Consider the following 15,788-nt stretch of genomic DNA (forward strand, 5'->3'; position numbering starts at 1 on the left):
GAGGGACGCTCAGCCGCCGGTGGCGTGTTCCCAGTAGGGGTCGCGGTAGAGGGTGACCGAGGTGCCGCGAAGCAGCTCGTCGGGGGCGGAGACGAGCACGAGCTCGCCCTTCGCCTCCAGTCCGCGCAGGATGTCGCGGACCCGGGGGCCGACCGGCAGGCGGCCCACCGGGAGGTGCAGGGTGTCGCGGACCAGGTCGGCCACCTGCGAGAGCCGGAACGGCTCGGTGAGACCGGAGATCAGGCCGCGGACGATCTCGACGGTGATCACACTCTCGGCCTCGAGGTGGGCGAGCTGCCAGGTCAGCTGAACCGTGCGCCGGCCGGTTCCGGCGCAGGCGGTGCACGGCTGGGAGAAGCCGGGCACGATGTCCTCGACGGTGGTGCCCAGGCAGGTGGTGCACTGGTCTGTCTCCGCGGCGTGCGACTCGGCCGCCGCCCGGTCGGCCAGCCGGGTGCCGCACACGCACAGATAGATCCGGAACCCGCCGCTCACCACGACGAGGTCGTCGGCGTCGTCGGGGACCTCTTCCCACAGGGCGGTGATCGTGTGCATTCTCATCGTCGTGCGACTCTACCCATTTCCCGGCGGTCCCGGTCCCGTCACCTCAGCGTGACCGGGACCAGCCTCATCGGGGCGTTCCACAGCCATTCCTCGGTGATGTAGGTGGAGGTGAGCAGCGTCATGAGGCCGAGGGTCCGCTCGGTGGCGGTGGAGGGGTGGGCGCCGCAGTCGCCGAAGCGGCACATCCACAGCTCGACCATGCTGTCGTCGGAGAGCTGCTCGTGGACCGAGGGCCGTCCCGCGGGAAACCCGTCCCGCCAGATGTCGACCGACGGGCTGGTGGACGGGAACGCCCCGGCCAGCACCCCGCCGCCCGAGGTGACCGCCCGCCCGACCTCGTCGCGAACCGGCAGGATGCCACCGGCCTGGAAGAGCGCAACTCCTCCCCCCGGCGGGCTGGCCACGCGTAGGACCTCCACGGGGGAGGCCTGCTCCGCGCCCCACAGCTCACCGACCCCCATCGGCGGGCACGACTCCGGCGCGACGCCCAGGCGGCGGATGACCTCGTCCTCGGGCACCTCGCCGACGAAGGCGACGCACAGTTCCTCGTTGTAGTCCTCGTACGAGAACATCATCGCGTCGACGGTGTCCTGGAGTTCGCGGAACCGGGGGCTCACGCTGGGCGCCCCGGGCAGGTGGGCGAACAGGTCGGCCATCTCGGTGAAGAGGGCCTGGACGCCGGGGGAGCGGCCCGCGATGCACGGCCGCCAGGGGTCGGCGCCCGCGGCGAGCAGGATTCGTACGGCGTCCTCCCAGCCGTGGCGGACGGCCTCCCACAGCGGGGTGGCGCCGTCGGTGTCGACGGGGTCGACCTCCGCACCCGACGCGAGCAGCAGCTCGATCACCTGGGTGGCGCCCTCCTGGGCCGCCTGGTGCAGGGGGGTCGTGCGCAGCCACGGCAGTCGTCGGCCGGGGTCGAACCCGTCCGCCAGGCGCTGGCGGATCTGCGCCAGGTTGGTGTCACGCCACGCGTCGACGTCCTCGGCCCATTCGTCTTCGCCCACTTTTATCCCATCTTGTTGTGCTAAGCGGATCCAACCAGGTCCGTACGACACTTCTCGGCGAGGGTCCGTCGCGAGAGGCGGTCGGCGGCGCGGGTGGTCTCGGGGAGGCGGTAGCGGGGCGTCAGGTTCAGCACGTTGTGGCAGGCGGTGTCGAGGTCGACGCGGTGACCGGTGGAGACGAAGACGGGTTTGACCCCGTCCCGGGTGCGCAGCACGCGGCCGATGACGTCGCCGTCCAGCGTCAGGTCGGTCCACGCGCCCCGCTCGGGCGCGGGTTCGGGGTAGGTGCCGACGAAGGCGGTCTTGCCGACTCCGATCGAGGGCAGTCCGGTGAGCACCCCGAGGTGGCAGGCGAGGCCGAAGCGGCGCGGGTGCGCCAGGCCGTATCCGTCGCAGACGACCAGGTCGGGGGGTGCGGACAGCCGCGCGAGGGCGTCCAGCAGCGCGGGGACCTCGCGGAAGGCGAGCAGTCCGGGGACGTAGTCGAAGGTCACCTTGCCGGTGACGGCGACCTCTTCGACGATCTCCAGTGTCGTTCCGTCCAGGACGGTCACCGCCGCCGCGAGCCGGTCCCTGTCGTAGGCGACGTCCACTCCCGCGATCCTCGCGGGCCGGCGGGGTCCGGGACCGGCCAGGTCGAGCAGTGCCCTGAGCTCGTCCTGGATGGCCTCGGCCTCCGTGACAGTGCGCGGCATTTGTACCTTCATGACTCCATGATCGCTACTTTTATAGTATGACGTCATATTTCGGTACTGTTCATCGGGTTCTTCGGTGACCGGTGACGTCACCGCGGGAATTCGGGGAAGGGACTGTCCATGTCGGTGCTCGTGGCGTTCAGCGTGACCCCCATCGGGGTGGGGGAGGATGTCGGCGAACTCGTCTCCGAGGCGGTGCGCGTCGTCCGGGCCTCCGGCCTGCCCAACAGGACCGACGCCATGTTCACCACGGTCGAGGGCGAGACGTGGGACGAGGTCATGACCGTGGTGCGGGACGCCGTCGCGGTGGTCGAGGCCCGCGCCGGACGGGTCAGCCTCGTCCTCAAGGCGGACATCCGCGAGGGGCAGGGCGGCCGCCTGGAGACCAAGGTCGCCACCGTCGAACGGCATCTCGCCCCGTAACGCCCCGGCGCCCGAGGACGGTGGTCCACCTCGTGATGCCAGGCGCAGGTCGGCGCGTGCTCGCTCCTCGAAGAGATCGTGACGCCTTTCGCGGCCGGAGGCGTGGACGCCGTCGCGGGTGCCGTCAGGTGCTGTTTCGTGCCTCGGACGGTCTCTCCCGCCCGCGTGTTCTCGGATTCCGCGAGGGCCGGGCTCGCCCGGAGCGTAAGGGGAATGCCCGCGGAGTCGAGATCGTTCTTGAGGCACGGGCGACTTCAGGAGCGTGAAACCGCATGGCGGGCAGCAGATCGATCGGGCGTCTCCTCGCGGGCGGGCTGGCGCTGGCCGCCGCCGGGTGGGCGCTGAAGGACATCCCCGCGGAGCTCGGCGGCAGGGCCGAGGGGGAGCGGCTGGAGCGGATGCGCCGCTCGCCGCAGTTCCACGACGGCGTCTTCCGTAACTCCATGCCCGGAGGATTCGTCCCCTCCGCGCAGAGCACCCGAGAGGTCGTCCGGAACATGGTGCGCAACCGCGAGGAGCGCCGCCCGGCCGTACCGGTCCCCGTGGTGACCTCCCCGCTGGGCGGGCCGTCCCCGGCGGGGCTGAGCGTCATCTGGTACGGCCACGCCACCGCGCTGTTGGAGATCGAGGGGCGCCGCGTGCTCGTCGACCCGGTGTGGAGCAGGCGCGCCTCGCCTTCCCAGCTGGTCGGCCCACGCCGTCTGCACCCGGTGCCCGGACCGCTGGCGGGCCTTCCGCCGCTCGACGCGATCGTCATCTCGCACGACCACTACGACCACCTCGACCGCGCGACGGTCCGCGGGCTCACCGCGCTGCAGGCCGCCCCGTTCCTGGTGCCGCTGGGCATCGGCGCGCATCTGGAGCGGTGGGGCGTGCCCGCCTCACGGATCATCGAGCTCGACTGGGAGGAGGAGGCGGACGTCGCGGGCCTGCGGTTCGTCGCCACCGCCGCCCGCCACTTCTCCGGCCGCACCCTCAACCGGAACGTCACCCTGTGGGGCTCCTGGGTGATCGCGGCCGGAGAGAAGAGGGTCTTCTACGCGGGCGACTCCGGATACTTCGACGGCTACGCGAGGATCGGCGCCGCGCACGGCCCGTTCGACCTCACGCTCATGCCGATCGGCGCCTACAACGCCGCCTGGCCCGACATCCACATGGATCCCGAGGAGGCGGTCAACGCCCACCTCGACCTGGGCGGCGGGTTGCTCCTGCCGGTCCACTGGGCGACCTTCGCCCTCGCCACGCACCCGTGGGCCGAGCCGGTCGACCGTCTGTGGCGCGAGGCCAAGGCCCGCGACGTCCGCATCACCGTTCCCCGCCCGGGCGAGCGCGTCGACACCGCCGAGGTGCCCATGCTGGAGAGCTGGTGGGAGGTGTCGTACGGCGCCGAGACGTCCCGCACGCCCGGCCGGGTGCCGAACTCCCCTCCCCGAGGCTCCGACCCCAGGCTCTGATCCTTCGGGAAGGAGTCACCCGGGTGAGTCCTCCGACCACGGAGAGGGTGGCGGGGGGCTCGGCCGGTCGGCAGGGCGGGACGACCCGTCACAGCGCGGCCTGCCTGGTGCGCGCGAGGTAGTCCTCCACGCGCCGCCGGTCGGGTTCGGCGGGCAGCACGCCACCGCCGCGAAATCTCGCCGTCAGCTCGGAGCGCCAGCGTTCGACCTCCTCCCAGGGGAGCTCTCCCCTGCGTACGGCGAGCAGCCGGTCGCGGTGGGCGTCCATCCGCACCAGCGGCTCGCCGTGGCGGGCCAGGTGCAGGCCGCTGAGCAGCAGGCGGATCATGTGCATCGCCCGCTTCCACCTGGGGCGCGCGGGGTCCAGGCGGCGGAACTGGGCGTCGGCGTATCCCACGAAGGTCTGGTTGGCGCGTTCGGACAGGAAGGCGTCCCGGATGGCGAGCAGTTCCTCGCCCGCCGGGGTGATGCGCTCGACCGTCGGCGACCACAGGCACTCCAGGATTGTCGGGTTGGCCTCCAGCGCGAGAGCGCAGAACCGCTCGACCTCCCACGAGAACTGCTCGGGCAGCGGTCCTTCGACGTGCGTGGGCGGCTTGGTCAGCCGCCAGAACAGCCGGGTCGGCGCCACGAAGACTCCGCGCCGGTCGATGTCCGACTCCTCGGTCTCCAGCCCGTATGCTCGCGAGCCGACCACCACCGACAAGACCAGGTGATCCGGGACGTACCGCGCATCCATCCGCACAGCCTGTCAGGGCCGCTCCCGGCTCGGGTACAGGTTTTCGCCCGCGGGACGGGGAGGAAGGCGGCCGGCCGGGACCTCACCGGGAGACGTTCGCCGACATCCTCACCGTCAGTACAGGTTCTCGCGGGCGTCGGCCCTCAGGTCGTCGTCGATCAGCTTGGCCGACCACTCCAGGTTCAGCTGGTCCTTGAGGATCCGGCCGAGTGTGGGCAGCGACTCGCGCTCCGGCCACCGCTCCGGCTGCCAGAGCGCCGAGCGCCGGAAGGCCTTGGAGCAGTGGAAGAAGCACTCGCGCACCTCGACGCTCACCGCCAGCGTGGGGAGCCTGCCCTTCACGCGCAGGCGCTCCATGTACGGGGCCTGGCTGACCACCTGTGCCCGCCCGTTGACGCGCAGGGTCTCCTCGGTGCCGGGCACCACGAACAGCAGGCCGACGTTCGGGTTGGCGACGATGTTGCGCAGGCTGTCGACCCGGCGGTTGCCGGGCCGGTCGGGGATCACCAGCGTGTGGTCGTCGAGGACGAGGACGCCGCCCGGCTCCTCGCCGCGCGGGGAGACGTCACAGGTGCCGTCGGGGGCCGAGGTCGCGAGCAGGACGAACGGCGAGGCGGCGATGAAGTCGCGGGCGTGTTCGTCGAGGTGGCCGATGTCCTTGCGCAGGACGACGTCCGTGGCCTCCCCGGTGATCCGGCGCAGCTCTTCTTCTGAGGTGACCGTGACGATCTGGCCGGTCTCGCCGGTCGCACCGGTGTCGAGGGAAGTCATGAGGTAAGGCTAGCTTTGTTGGTAATCATGGCTCAATGGCCCCCTGGGGCGTCTCCGGTCCTGCCGGTGGGCGCGGGGGAGCGGCCTTCGATCCAGGGCTCGGCGGGACGGATCCCGCCGAAGTCCCAGGCCGCCCGGTGGCGGGCCTGATCTCGCCGTCAGGCGGCGAGGGCGGCGTGCATCTCCCAGACCAGGATCTCGGCCGGGTCGATCGCGGTGACGCGCTGGCCGCCGGTGGCGGTGAAGCGGACGGCGTCGCCCTCGGCGAGGTGCCCGGCCCCCTCCAGGTCGACGGTGCCGCGCGGGACGAACAGGTGCAGGAACGGCGCCTCGGGCAGTTGCACGCTCTGGCCCGGCTGGAGCCTGGCCACGTGCAGCGCGGCGTACCTGTTGTTGATCCGGATGGCGCTGCGGCCCTCGTCTCTGGCCATGCCGGACGCGACCGGCACCAGGGCGCCGCCGAGCAGTTCGGAGTCGATCTCCAGCTGCTCGTACCCGGGGGCGAGTCCACCCTCGTCGGGAACCACCCACATCTGGACGAAGTGCACCGGGTCGGTGTGCTGCTCGCCCTGGAGCCGCCACGAGTCGTTCTTCTCCGAGTGGAGGATGCCCGTCCCCGCGCTCATCCGCTGGGCCAGTCCCGGATAGATCACCCCGGAGTGGCCCTCGGAGTCCTGGTGGACGAGGGATCCGCGCATCACCCAGGTGACGATCTCCATGTCCCGGTGGGGGTGGGTGTCGAAGCCGGTGCCCGGCTTGACGATGTCGTCGTTGTTGACGAGCAGCACGCCGTGGTGGGTGTTGGAAAGGTCCTGGTGGCGGCCGAAGGAGAAGGAGTGCTTCGAGTCCAGCCACGGGATCTTGGTGGCGTAGCGTTCGTCGGACCTGCGGATGTCGACGTTCATGTCTGGTGGTCCTCTCATCCCGTTTGTTGAAACTTAAACTAGAGGGCCGCGTGAAATGTTCCGCACATCTCCGGGTTGGGCAGATCTTGCTTACCGATCCCAATATGATGTGTGACGATTTATCACCACGCGGGCCGCGGGTGACCCTACCTTGACGGGGAGCGGCCTACGCGATCTACCTGGGGGAACACAGTGTTGGGCCTGCTTTCGTGTGCTCCGAGGTCGCCGGATCGATGAGCGCCCCCGCAGACGCCGCGGAAACCGCCGGCTACGACTACGGAAAGTTCAGCAGGCTCGCCGGGCCCGTGACCGAACCGGAACCCGGGGTGCCCTACCGCGTGAGCTACCGCTCCCTGCTGGCCACCGAGCCGCACCGGGTGCGGGCGGTGTTGCTGATGGTCGCGGCCCTTCTCGTGGAGTTCACCCTGATGGTCTGGCTGCTGCTGCCGGACCACTGGACCGTCCGTCCCGACCCCTATGGCACGATCCCCTGGTATCTGCCGGTGGCCGACCGGATCATGCTCGTCGCGATCGCCTTCATCGAGGTCTTCCGGCTGGTCAGCGTGGTCTCCAACGTGCACGCCATGCTGGCGGCGAGGGACCCGGTCCCGGTCGCGCCGGAACCCGGCACCCGGGTGGCCTTCATCACCACCTGCGTACCCGGCAAGGAGCCGTTGGAGATGGTCAGGGAGACCCTGGCCGCCGCGCTGAAGATCCGCCACGACGGCGTGCTCGACGTCTGGCTGCTGGACGAGGGCGACGACCCCGACATCCGCGAACTCTGTGACTGGCTGGGCGCCCGTCACTTCACCCGCAAGGGCGTGCCCGAGTGGAACCAGCCCAAGGGAACGTTCCGAGCCAAGACCAAGCACGGCAACTACAACAGCTGGCTGGACGCGCACGGCGACGACTACGACTTCTTCGTCTCGGTCGACACCGACCACGTACCGCTCCCGGAGTTCTGCGAGCGCATGCTCGGCTACTTCCGTGACCCGAGGGTGGCCTTCGTCGTCGGTCCCCAGGTCTACGGCAACTACGACGCCGGGGTCACCAAGGCCGCTGAGAGCCAGCAGTTCCTGTTCCACTCGCTGATCCAGCGGGCGGGCAACCTGTACGGCGCGCCGATGTTCGTCGGCACCAACAACGCGGTGCGCATCCGCGCGCTCAAGCAGATCGGCGGCCTGTACGACTCGATCACCGAGGACATGGCCACCGGCATCGAGTTCCACCGCTCCCGTGATCCGGAGACCGGGCAGCGCTGGATGTCGGTCTACACCCCCGACGTGCTGGCCGTGGGGGAGGGGCCGTCCTCGTGGACCGACTTCTTCACCCAGCAGCTGCGCTGGAGCCGGGGAACCTACGAGACGCTGCTCACCCAGTTCTGGAAGGCCGCGCCGAAGCTCTCGCCCGGCCGGTTCTTCAACTACTCCCTGATGGTGACCTTCTATCCGATGTCCGCGCTCAACTGGCTGCTCGCCGGGCTCAGCGCCACCCTGTTCATGGCCGTCGGCGGTTCCGGCGTGACCGTGCCGATGGACATGTGGCTCATGCTGTACGGCGACGCGGCGCTGCTGCAGGTCATGCTCTACACCTGGAACCGGCGCCACAACGTCAGCCCGCACGAGCCGGAGGGCTCCTCCGGGGTGGCGGGGATGGTCATGTCGGCGCTGTCGGCGCCCATCTACGTCACCTCGCTGATCGGCGCCGCGCTGCGCAGGCCCAGCAAGTTCGTGGTCACCCCCAAGGGCGACTCGGCCAGCCCCGACCAGATCGCCACGTTCCGTATCCACCTGTGGTGGGCGGCGATCTTCGGCGGAGGGCTGCTGCTCACCGTCTTCTGGACCGGCCACATCCACCTGGTCATGACGTTGTGGGCCATCCTCGCCCTGGTCATCTGCCTGGGCCCGCTCGTGACCTGGGCCTGGAACCTGCGGGCGGTCAAGGGCGGCCTGCGGCCGGTCGGTGACGAGTCGTGAGCCGCCTGCGCAAGCACCTGGTCGGGGTGGCGGTGGTGACCGCCGTCCTCGCGATCAACCTGCCCGCCGTCGCGGGCTTCGCCACGGAGAAGTGGCGCGACTACAGCATCAACCGCGACGACTACAAGGCGTCCCACGGCCACTGGACCTTCCTCGACGTCCCCGAGAGGTTCAAGGTCAACGCCATCCACGCCGCGCTGCTGCACACCGGCAAGGTGCTCATCGTCGCCGGATCGGGGAACAACGCCGCCAACTTCGACAAGGGCACCTTCAAGACCGTGCTGTGGGACCCGGCGAAGCCGGGCGGGCCCGACGAGTTCAAGCTGATCGACACCCCCGTCGACCTCTTCTGCGCGGGACACACGATGCTGCCCGACGGCAAGCTCCTCATCGCGGGCGGCACGGGCCGCTTCGAGGTGCTGAAGGCAAAGGTCAAGCGGGCCGCGGGCGCCCTGACCTTCAAGAACGAGAACCCCGACGCCAAGCCCAGACAGTTCCACCCCGGCACGCTGCTCACCGCCCCCGGCGGTCAGGTCTACCGCACCACCGCCCACATCAGCGTGCCGCCCGCGAAGAAGATCGAGACCGGAGTGCCGGGAAAGGTGAGGATCCGGCCCAGCGAGACCAAGGTCTTCGCCGAGGCCGTCACCGAGGGCGCGGCCGGCCTGCTCACCGCGCCGGCCGGTTCCGTCAACTACGAGATCCAGGGACTCAAGGGCCGGGAGAAGCGCGACCTGTACGCCATGGGCGGCAGCATGACAATGGAGAAGCAGGACTTCCAGGGCATCAGGGACGCCTACGAGTTCGACCCCGTCACCGAGCGCTACACCAAGGTCCAGGACATGGCCGAGGGGCGCTGGTACCCGACCATGACGAACCTGCCCGACGGCAGGGTCATGACCGTCTCCGGACTCGACGTCGTGGGGGAGGTCACCAGGGACAACGAGATCTACAACCCCAGGACCAAGACCTGGCGGCCCGGCCCCAAGAGGTTCTTCCCGACCTACCCCGCGCTGTTCCTGCTGGAGGACGACACCCTCTTCTTCACCGGTATGAGCGCCGGGTACGGCCCCGGCCAGCTCGAGTTGCGTCCCCCCGGAATCTGGGACTACCGCCGCGACACCGACCGTCTGGTGAAGACCCCGGGCGGCGTCGGAGGCATGGCGCCCGACGAGATGGAGGCGTTCACCCCCGTCCCCGGACTGCCCGAGCCCGAGCTGAACGAGACCGGCGCCTCCGTGCTGCTGCCGCCCGCGCAGGACCAGCGGATCATGGTGATGGGCGGGGGGCCGGTCGGGGAACGCCAGCCGGGCCTGCCCAACGCCACCGCCAGGACCGCCATCGTCGACCTCACCGAGGCGAGCCCGCGCTACGTCAGAGGCCCCGACCTGTCCGACCCGGTGCGCTATCCGAACGCCGTGCTGCTGCCCGACGACAGCGTGCTCTCCTTCAACGGCTCCAGCGACTACCGGGGACGTGGCGCCAGTGACGTCCTGCGCGCGGAGGTCTACCGCCCGGAGAGCAACAGCTTCCACGAGGCCGCAGCGCCCGCCGTCGGCCGCAACTACCACGCCGAAGGGCTCCTGCTGCCCGACGGACGGGTGCTCGGCATGGGCTCCGACCCGCTCTTCGGCGACAAGGCGGGCTCCCTGCCAGGCACCTTCGACCAGCGCATCGAGATCTACACGCCGACCTACCTGCACAACGGCGAGAAGGCGCCGGTGTTCACCGGCGGGCGCGAGAGCGTGTCCCTGGGGCGCAGGGCCGGTTTCCAGACTCCCGACGCCGCACGCATCCACCAGGTGCGGCTGATGCGCCCGAGCGCCGTCACCCACGTCACCGATGTGGAGCAACGCTCGATCAAGTTGGAGTTCACCCGGGTGCCTACCGGGATAATCGCCGAGATCCCCTCCAATCCAGCCCTGGTGCCCCCAGGGTGGTACATGCTGTTCGGAGTCACCGAACGGGGAACGCCGTCCCCGGCACGCTGGGTCCACATCCGAGGAGAGGGCTGACATGATCCCCGCAGCCCTCCGGTGGTGTACGGCGCCCTCCCACTTCTGTTCCCCGGGGTCGGCCCGGGGTCCCCACGCCGGAGGTATTCGATGAACAGGTACGGCCTCGCGGCCGCGCTGGCTCTCGTTCTCGCGACGGGGGCCTGTACCGGCGATCCCGCGCCGCCCACCACCTCCGGGAACGCGGTCTCAGGGAACGCCACCTCCGGGGGCACTCCCTCGGGCCCCGCGGGCGGGTTCTACGTCGACCCCGACGGCGCCGCCGCCCAGGAGGTCCGCAGGCTTGAAGGGGAGGGCAGGGCCGAGGAGGCCGGGCTGATCCGTAAGATCGCCGACCGGCCCAACGCGATCTGGATCGGTGACCAGGACCCGAAGGACAGGGTCGCCGCCATCACCACCAAGGCCCGGCAGGCGGGCCGGATCCCCGTCCTGGTGGCGTACCACATCCCCAACCGCGACTGCGGCCAGTTCTCCGCGGGCGGCGCCTCCGACGCGGAGGAGTACCGCTCCTGGATCGGCCGGTTCGCCGAGGGCATCGGTGACCGGCCCGCGCTGGTCGTCGTCGAACCCGACGCGCTCGCCCACATCCTGGACAACTGCACCCAGGGCGGTCAGGCGGGCGAGCGCCTCGACCTGCTGCGCGGCGCGGTGGAGACGCTGAAGAAACAGCCCGCGGCCAAGGTCTACCTCGACGCGGGGAACGCCGGCTGGATCAAGAACCCGGGCGAGTGGGCCGAACCCATGCGCAGGGCGGGGGTGCCGCAGGCGGACGGCTTCGCCTTCAACGTCAGCAACTTCTTCACCGTCGAGGAGAGCGTCGCCGTCGCGGGACGGCTCTCGGACGCGGTCGACGGGGCCCACTACGTCATCGACACCTCCCGCAACGGCAACGGTCCCGTCCGCGACGCGCAGGGCGACGACGCGTGGTGCAACCCCAAGGGCCGCGCGCTCGGCGCGGAACCGACCACCGAGACCGGCCACGAGCGGGTGGACGCCTTCCTGTGGATCAAGCGGCCCGGTGAGTCGGACGGCGAGTGCCACCGGGGGGAACCCCGCGCCGGCGACTGGTTCCCCGAATACGCGCTGGAACTCGCGCGTAACGCGAGATAGCCGCTTATTCGTTATATCTTCGATCTTGCAGGTCAAGATTGCTTCGCAGGAGATTGACCGGAGTTGTCAGTTTTTCAGCGACCCTCTGGGAGCTTTCCTCGATGAACAGATGGAAAACGGCCATCGTCGCGCTGGCGGTCACCCTGCCAAGCGGCGTACTGCCCGCCGTGCTACCCGCCGGCGTGCTGCCTACCGACGTGTTGCCCGCCGCCGCCGCGCGATCCGCGGCCTCCCCGATCCAGGACGGCGAGACCAAGCCGGTCTACTCGCGCGCCGACGCGCTCACCGAGACCGTGTTCGTCGAGGTCGCCGGGGTCGACAGCGACGCCGACGGCCGCCCGGACCGGGTCGCCGTCGACATCATGCGGCCCAAGGAGACCGCCTCGGGACTGAAGGTCCCGGTCATCATGGAGGCGAGCCCCTACTACGCGGGCGGCAACGACGTGCCCAACCACGTCGTCGACCTGGACGGCTCCGACCCCGCGGGCATGGAGTACCGGCGCAACAAGTTCCAGGACCTGCGCGACGAGATGTTCGGCATCGACGGTCTCGACGTGAACCGCGCGGTCGCGCCGCCCTTCCGCGGTTACTACGACAACTACTTCGTGCCGCGCGGTTACGCGATCGCGCTGGTGGAGAACCTCGGCTCGGGACGGGCGACCGGCTGCCCCACGACCGGCCTGGACAACGAGACCGCGGGCCCCAAGGCCGCGATCGACTGGCTCAACGGCCGCGCCCGGGGGTTCGACGCGGCAGGGAACGAGATCAGGGCCGACTGGTCCACCGGGAACGTCGGCATGATCGGCGTCTCCTACAACGGCACGCTGCCCAACGCCGTCGCCGCGACCGGGGTCAAGGGGCTCAAGGCGATCGTGCCGATCGCGGCCATCTCCTCCTGGTACGACTACTACCGAGCCAACGGCGGGGTGCTCGCCCCCGGCGGCTACCAGGGCGAGGACGCCGACGTGCTCGCCCGCTACGTGCTGACCCGCGAGAACGCCACGCAGAACTGTGGCGCGCTGATGGACCGCATCGAGCAGGACCAGGACCGGGTCACCGGCGACTACTCCGGTTTCTGGGACCGGCGCAACTACCTCAACGACGTGCGCAAGGTCCGCGCCGCGGTCTTCCTGGTGCACGGCCTCAACGACTGGAACGTCAAGACCAAGCAGGCCGTCCAGTGGTGGGACGCCCTCGCCAAGCGGAACGTGCCCCGCAAGATCTGGCTCCACCAGGGCGCGCACTTCAACCCGTTCTCCTTCGCCGGACGCAACGCCGAGTGGCTGCGCCAGCTCCACCGCTGGTTCGACTTCCACCTGTACGGCCTGCGCAACGGCATCATGGACGAGCCGCAGGCCGACGTGGAGTCGGGCCCGGGACAGTGGGCGCAGCACGCCTCGTGGCCGCTGCCCGGCACCCGCGACGCGCGGCTCCACCTCGCCGCCGGCAAGGACGGCCGTAACGGCACCCTGAGCGCCGACCGCCCCCGGGACCGCCGCACCGTCGAGACGTTCGTCGACCAGAGCGCCCGCACCGCCGAGCAGCTCGCCGAGAACGCCGAGGCCACGGATCCCAACCGGCTGGCCTACGTCTCGGGCACCCTGGCCCGCGACGCGCGCCTGTCGGGCACCCCGGAGGTCTCGGTGCGCGCCGCCTTCAAGGGCGGGCGCTCGCCGTACCTGACGGCGCTGCTCGTCGACTACGGCACCGACACCCGCGCGTACGGCGGCGTCGTCTACGGCGACACCCAGGTCTGCTACGGCCAGGGCGTGCCCGGCGACACCGGCTGCACCCGGCTGGCCGAGCACATCACGGTGACCGCCCCCTACAAGATCATCACAAGGGGCTGGCTCGACGTCCGCAACCGCCACTCCGCCTCGAAGACCGAGCTTCTGCGCGAGGGGCACTTCTACGACTTCCGCTTCGACCTGCAGCCGAACGACTACGTCGTCAAGGCCGGCCACCGGATCGGCGTCGTGCTCCTGTCCACCGACCGTGACTTCACCCTGCGCCTGCCTCCGGGGACCGGCGTCTCGGTCGAGCCCGGATCCAGCTCGGTCGTCCTCCCGCTCGTCGGCGGGAGCGCCGCCCTCCGCTGATCCCCGGCCCGGTCAGGGAACGCGGACCCTTCGCACGGCCTGCGGCACCCGGGCGAGGGGACGGGCATGAGGGGAAACCCCGGCTTGTCCCTGAGATCGGGGCCCAGGCCTGCCGCCGGGCCGGGCAGGGGCCTAGCGTGGGGTGCATGGGACGAATTCTTCTGATCGTGGCGGCCGTGGTGATCGGCTTCCTCCTGCTGGGCTCGGTGCTGGGCTTCCTCTTCACGCTCCTCAAGTGGGCTCTGATCATCGGACTGGTGGGGGTGGTGGTCGTGTTCGCGAGCCGGCTCTTCCACTCCTCGAACGCACGCGACTGACCGCGGCCCGTCCCCGGCCCTTTCCCGGCCGAGGGCGGGCCGTGGTGCGGATCCCGGCGGATCAGTAGTGCTCGAACACGCAGTGGGCCGCCACGGTCTCACTGGAACCGTTCGCCCGCACGCCGGTGATGCGCTCGGCCAGTTTCAGCGCCTGCGGAAGATCCCCCTCGGCGTCCTCGCCCGCCAGGCCGAGTTCGGTCCGCTCGGCGAGGTATGCGCCTGAGGCGTCGTCGTCGGGGAACAGCCAGTCGAAGGCGAGGACCTCCTGCCCGTCGGCGTAGTGGACGAAGCTCGCGACCATGTTGACGTTGCGGAAGACGCTCGCCGTCACCGTTCCCGAGGAGAGCCGGGACAGGATCTCCGGCAGCGTCCCCGCGAAGCCGTTCCACTCACTGAGGATGGCCCCGCCCTCGGCGGGGCGGGCGGAGACGAGACCCTCCTCGTAGTCCCCCTCCTCGTCGTCACCGTCGAACACCTCGGTGGGGAAGCGGGAGAGGGCCTCGCGCGGGGTGAGACCGCGGACAAAGGTCACGCAGAACGCGTCGTCGTCGATCCAGTCGTAGTCGCTCACGGGGGTCCGATTCTCTTCGGCTGACAGATCGGGAAGATCTTGGCACCGAGGACCGACAGAATCCGCCCGCGGCGACCGGAGTTCGCGGCGCGGGTGCATGTCCTTCCCCGCCGGTCCTCACCGCGCTCGACGGCGGACCCTCCGGCCGGTCGCGAGGCGGGCGCGGGTTCTCCGAGACCACACGGGCCGATGTCAGTCCCGCCGTTCGACGGCACGCGCCGTCGGCCACGCCCCGTTCTCGACCAACCGGCGCGTCACCCGGAAGACCTCGGTCGCGACGACCTCGACGGCGGCCGGTATCCGGCCGCCCCGCTGCAGAGCGAGGACAACGGTGCGGGACACCTCTGGATCGGTCAGCGGGCCGCCGCTCAGCCGTCCGGTCACCACGTCCTCGGCGACGCCCGCGGCGGGCAGGACGCTCCAGCCGGTTCCCGACGACACCAGCTTCTTCTGCAGCAGCATCGAGTTGGTCTGGCACGCCACCGTGGGCTCGACGCCGGCGGTGCCGAGCGCCTCGTCGATGAGGGTCCGCAGTCCGTGCCCGGCCACGGGCAGTACGAGTGGCTGTCTCGTCACGTGGTCCCAGGTCAGCGAGCCGGCGTCGCCGAGAGCCGCGCCGGGCGGCGCGACCGCCCACAGCGACTCGTGCAGCAGCGGTGTGACGGAGATCGACGGTGTCGACGCGAGGTTGTACAGCAGGGTCATGTCGACGGCGCCGTCGTCCAGCCACTGCTGGAGGTGGCCGGAGAAGGCGCTGAGCAGGCGCAGATCGATGCCCGGGTGCCGCCGCGCGACCGACTCCATCAGAGGCGCCGCGAGGATCTCGACGGTGCTCTCCAGCAACCCGATCGTGACGATCCCCTGGACCTGCCCGCGATCGGGCCGGATCTCGGCCCGTGCCCGCTCCAGTTCGAGGAGCGCCCGGCGCGCGCGCTCGGTCAGGATCTCACCCGCGGGAGTGAGCGTCATGCCCTGGCTGGTGCGCTCGAAGAGCCGGACGCCGATCTCCTCCTCCAGTGAGCGGATGTGCCGGCTGACCGCGGGCTGCACGACGCGGAGCAGGCGGGCCGCCTTGGTGACACTGCCGACGTCGCTGACGGTGACGAGCGCCGTGAGCTGCTTGAGGTCCATCGGGTCCTTTACGT

The 15,788-nt window shown here is 70.4% G+C and carries 15 protein-coding genes; 7 read left to right on the forward strand and 8 right to left on the reverse strand.

What is annotated here, in order from left to right; all coding sequences use genetic code 11:
• Window positions 1–9 precede the first annotated feature (9 nt).
• From ACFY3D_RS37765 to ACFY3D_RS37775, 3 genes are read right to left on the reverse strand one after another with little or no spacing between them, the layout of a single operon-like run.
• Window positions 10–561, reverse strand: a complete 552-nt coding sequence (locus ACFY3D_RS37765; RefSeq protein ID WP_389989106.1) for a hypothetical protein — start codon at window positions 559–561, stop codon at window positions 10–12.
• 41 nt (window positions 562–602) lie between these two features.
• Complete coding sequence (locus ACFY3D_RS37770) at window positions 603–1,568, reverse strand: ankyrin repeat domain-containing protein (RefSeq protein ID WP_389989108.1); 966 nt, start codon at window positions 1,566–1,568, stop codon at window positions 603–605.
• 20 nt (window positions 1,569–1,588) lie between these two features.
• Entirely contained in the window at window positions 1,589–2,275 is a 687-nt protein-coding gene (locus tag ACFY3D_RS37775; protein ID WP_389989110.1) for an endonuclease V, read from the reverse strand.
• A gap of 114 nt (window positions 2,276–2,389) precedes the next feature.
• Here ACFY3D_RS37775 and ACFY3D_RS37780 point away from each other — a divergent pair, with 114 nt between their 5' ends.
• Entirely contained in the window at window positions 2,390–2,686 is a 297-nt protein-coding gene (locus tag ACFY3D_RS37780) for an MTH1187 family thiamine-binding protein (protein WP_389989165.1), read from the forward strand.
• A gap of 272 nt (window positions 2,687–2,958) precedes the next feature.
• Complete coding sequence (locus ACFY3D_RS37785; RefSeq protein WP_362906488.1) at window positions 2,959–4,140, forward strand: MBL fold metallo-hydrolase; 1,182 nt, start codon at window positions 2,959–2,961, stop codon at window positions 4,138–4,140.
• An 88-nt stretch (window positions 4,141–4,228) separates the two neighbouring features.
• On the opposite strand, the gene ACFY3D_RS37790 is transcribed toward ACFY3D_RS37785, so the two are convergent.
• From ACFY3D_RS37790 to ACFY3D_RS37800, 3 genes are all read right to left on the reverse strand, one after another.
• Window positions 4,229–4,879 carry a DNA polymerase beta superfamily protein gene (locus ACFY3D_RS37790; protein ID WP_389989112.1) on the reverse strand — a complete coding sequence of 217 codons (651 nt, stop codon included), beginning with the start codon at window positions 4,877–4,879 and terminating at the stop codon, window positions 4,229–4,231.
• A gap of 114 nt (window positions 4,880–4,993) precedes the next feature.
• The gene (locus ACFY3D_RS37795; protein WP_389989114.1) at window positions 4,994–5,650 is read right to left on the reverse strand and encodes a pyridoxamine 5'-phosphate oxidase family protein; all 657 of its coding nucleotides are present in this window, start codon (window positions 5,648–5,650) and stop codon (window positions 4,994–4,996) included.
• Window positions 5,651–5,808: 158 nt separating this feature from the next.
• On the reverse strand, window positions 5,809–6,555 hold the full coding sequence (locus ACFY3D_RS37800; protein WP_389989116.1) for a pirin family protein: 747 nt from the start codon (window positions 6,553–6,555) through the stop codon (window positions 5,809–5,811).
• Window positions 6,556–6,788: 233 nt separating this feature from the next.
• Between ACFY3D_RS37800 and ACFY3D_RS37805 the strand changes: the two genes are divergently transcribed.
• The 5 genes from ACFY3D_RS37805 to ACFY3D_RS37825 all read left to right on the forward strand — a co-directional run bounded on the left by ACFY3D_RS37805 (window position 6,789) and on the right by ACFY3D_RS37825 (window position 14,072).
• Window positions 6,789–8,531 carry a glycosyltransferase family 2 protein gene (locus ACFY3D_RS37805; protein ID WP_389989118.1) on the forward strand — a complete coding sequence of 581 codons (1,743 nt, stop codon included), beginning with the start codon at window positions 6,789–6,791 and terminating at the stop codon, window positions 8,529–8,531.
• Window positions 8,528–10,546 (forward strand): galactose oxidase-like domain-containing protein, encoded by a 2,019-nt coding sequence (locus ACFY3D_RS37810; RefSeq protein ID WP_389989120.1) that lies wholly within the window; start codon window positions 8,528–8,530, stop codon window positions 10,544–10,546. The genes ACFY3D_RS37805 and ACFY3D_RS37810 overlap by 4 nt, the downstream gene beginning before the upstream one ends.
• A gap of 90 nt (window positions 10,547–10,636) precedes the next feature.
• The gene (locus tag ACFY3D_RS37815) at window positions 10,637–11,656 is read left to right on the forward strand and encodes a glycoside hydrolase family 6 protein (protein ID WP_389989122.1); all 1,020 of its coding nucleotides are present in this window, start codon (window positions 10,637–10,639) and stop codon (window positions 11,654–11,656) included.
• A 101-nt stretch (window positions 11,657–11,757) separates the two neighbouring features.
• A complete protein-coding gene (locus ACFY3D_RS37820; RefSeq protein ID WP_389989124.1) occupies window positions 11,758–13,755 on the forward strand; it encodes a Xaa-Pro dipeptidyl-peptidase in 1,998 nt (665 codons plus the stop codon).
• 146 nt (window positions 13,756–13,901) lie between these two features.
• On the forward strand, window positions 13,902–14,072 hold the full coding sequence (locus tag ACFY3D_RS37825; RefSeq protein WP_362906472.1) for a hypothetical protein: 171 nt from the start codon (window positions 13,902–13,904) through the stop codon (window positions 14,070–14,072).
• A gap of 61 nt (window positions 14,073–14,133) precedes the next feature.
• Here ACFY3D_RS37825 and ACFY3D_RS37830 read toward each other — a convergent pair whose 3' ends face one another.
• Window positions 14,134–14,643 (reverse strand): DUF6461 domain-containing protein, encoded by a 510-nt coding sequence (locus tag ACFY3D_RS37830; protein ID WP_389989126.1) that lies wholly within the window; start codon window positions 14,641–14,643, stop codon window positions 14,134–14,136.
• Between the two features lie 192 nt (window positions 14,644–14,835).
• A complete protein-coding gene (locus ACFY3D_RS37835; protein ID WP_389989128.1) occupies window positions 14,836–15,774 on the reverse strand; it encodes a LysR family transcriptional regulator in 939 nt (312 codons plus the stop codon).
• Window positions 15,775–15,788: the final 14 nt, after the last annotated feature.

This window comes from Streptosporangium sp. NPDC000509, assembly GCF_042898365.1.
Lineage (GTDB): Bacteria > Actinomycetota > Actinomycetes > Streptosporangiales > Streptosporangiaceae > Streptosporangium.

Coding starts and splice junctions, on each gene's coding strand:
- ACFY3D_RS37765 (WP_389989106.1), bottom strand. CDS start 561: ATGAGAATGCACACGATCACCGCCCTGTGGGAAGAGGTCCCCGACGAC.
- ACFY3D_RS37775 (WP_389989110.1), bottom strand. CDS start 2,275: ATGAAGGTACAAATGCCGCGCACTGTCACGGAGGCCGAGGCCATCCAG.
- ACFY3D_RS37785 (WP_362906488.1), top strand. CDS start 2,959: ATGGCGGGCAGCAGATCGATCGGGCGTCTCCTCGCGGGCGGGCTGGCG.
- ACFY3D_RS37790 (WP_389989112.1), bottom strand. CDS start 4,879: ATGGATGCGCGGTACGTCCCGGATCACCTGGTCTTGTCGGTGGTGGTC.
- ACFY3D_RS37795 (WP_389989114.1), bottom strand. CDS start 5,650: ATGACTTCCCTCGACACCGGTGCGACCGGCGAGACCGGCCAGATCGTC.
- ACFY3D_RS37800 (WP_389989116.1), bottom strand. CDS start 6,555: ATGAACGTCGACATCCGCAGGTCCGACGAACGCTACGCCACCAAGATC.
- ACFY3D_RS37805 (WP_389989118.1), top strand. CDS start 6,789: ATGAGCGCCCCCGCAGACGCCGCGGAAACCGCCGGCTACGACTACGGA.
- ACFY3D_RS37815 (WP_389989122.1), top strand. CDS start 10,637: ATGAACAGGTACGGCCTCGCGGCCGCGCTGGCTCTCGTTCTCGCGACG.
- ACFY3D_RS37820 (WP_389989124.1), top strand. CDS start 11,758: ATGAACAGATGGAAAACGGCCATCGTCGCGCTGGCGGTCACCCTGCCA.
- ACFY3D_RS37825 (WP_362906472.1), top strand. CDS start 13,902: ATGGGACGAATTCTTCTGATCGTGGCGGCCGTGGTGATCGGCTTCCTC.
- ACFY3D_RS37835 (WP_389989128.1), bottom strand. CDS start 15,774: ATGGACCTCAAGCAGCTCACGGCGCTCGTCACCGTCAGCGACGTCGGC.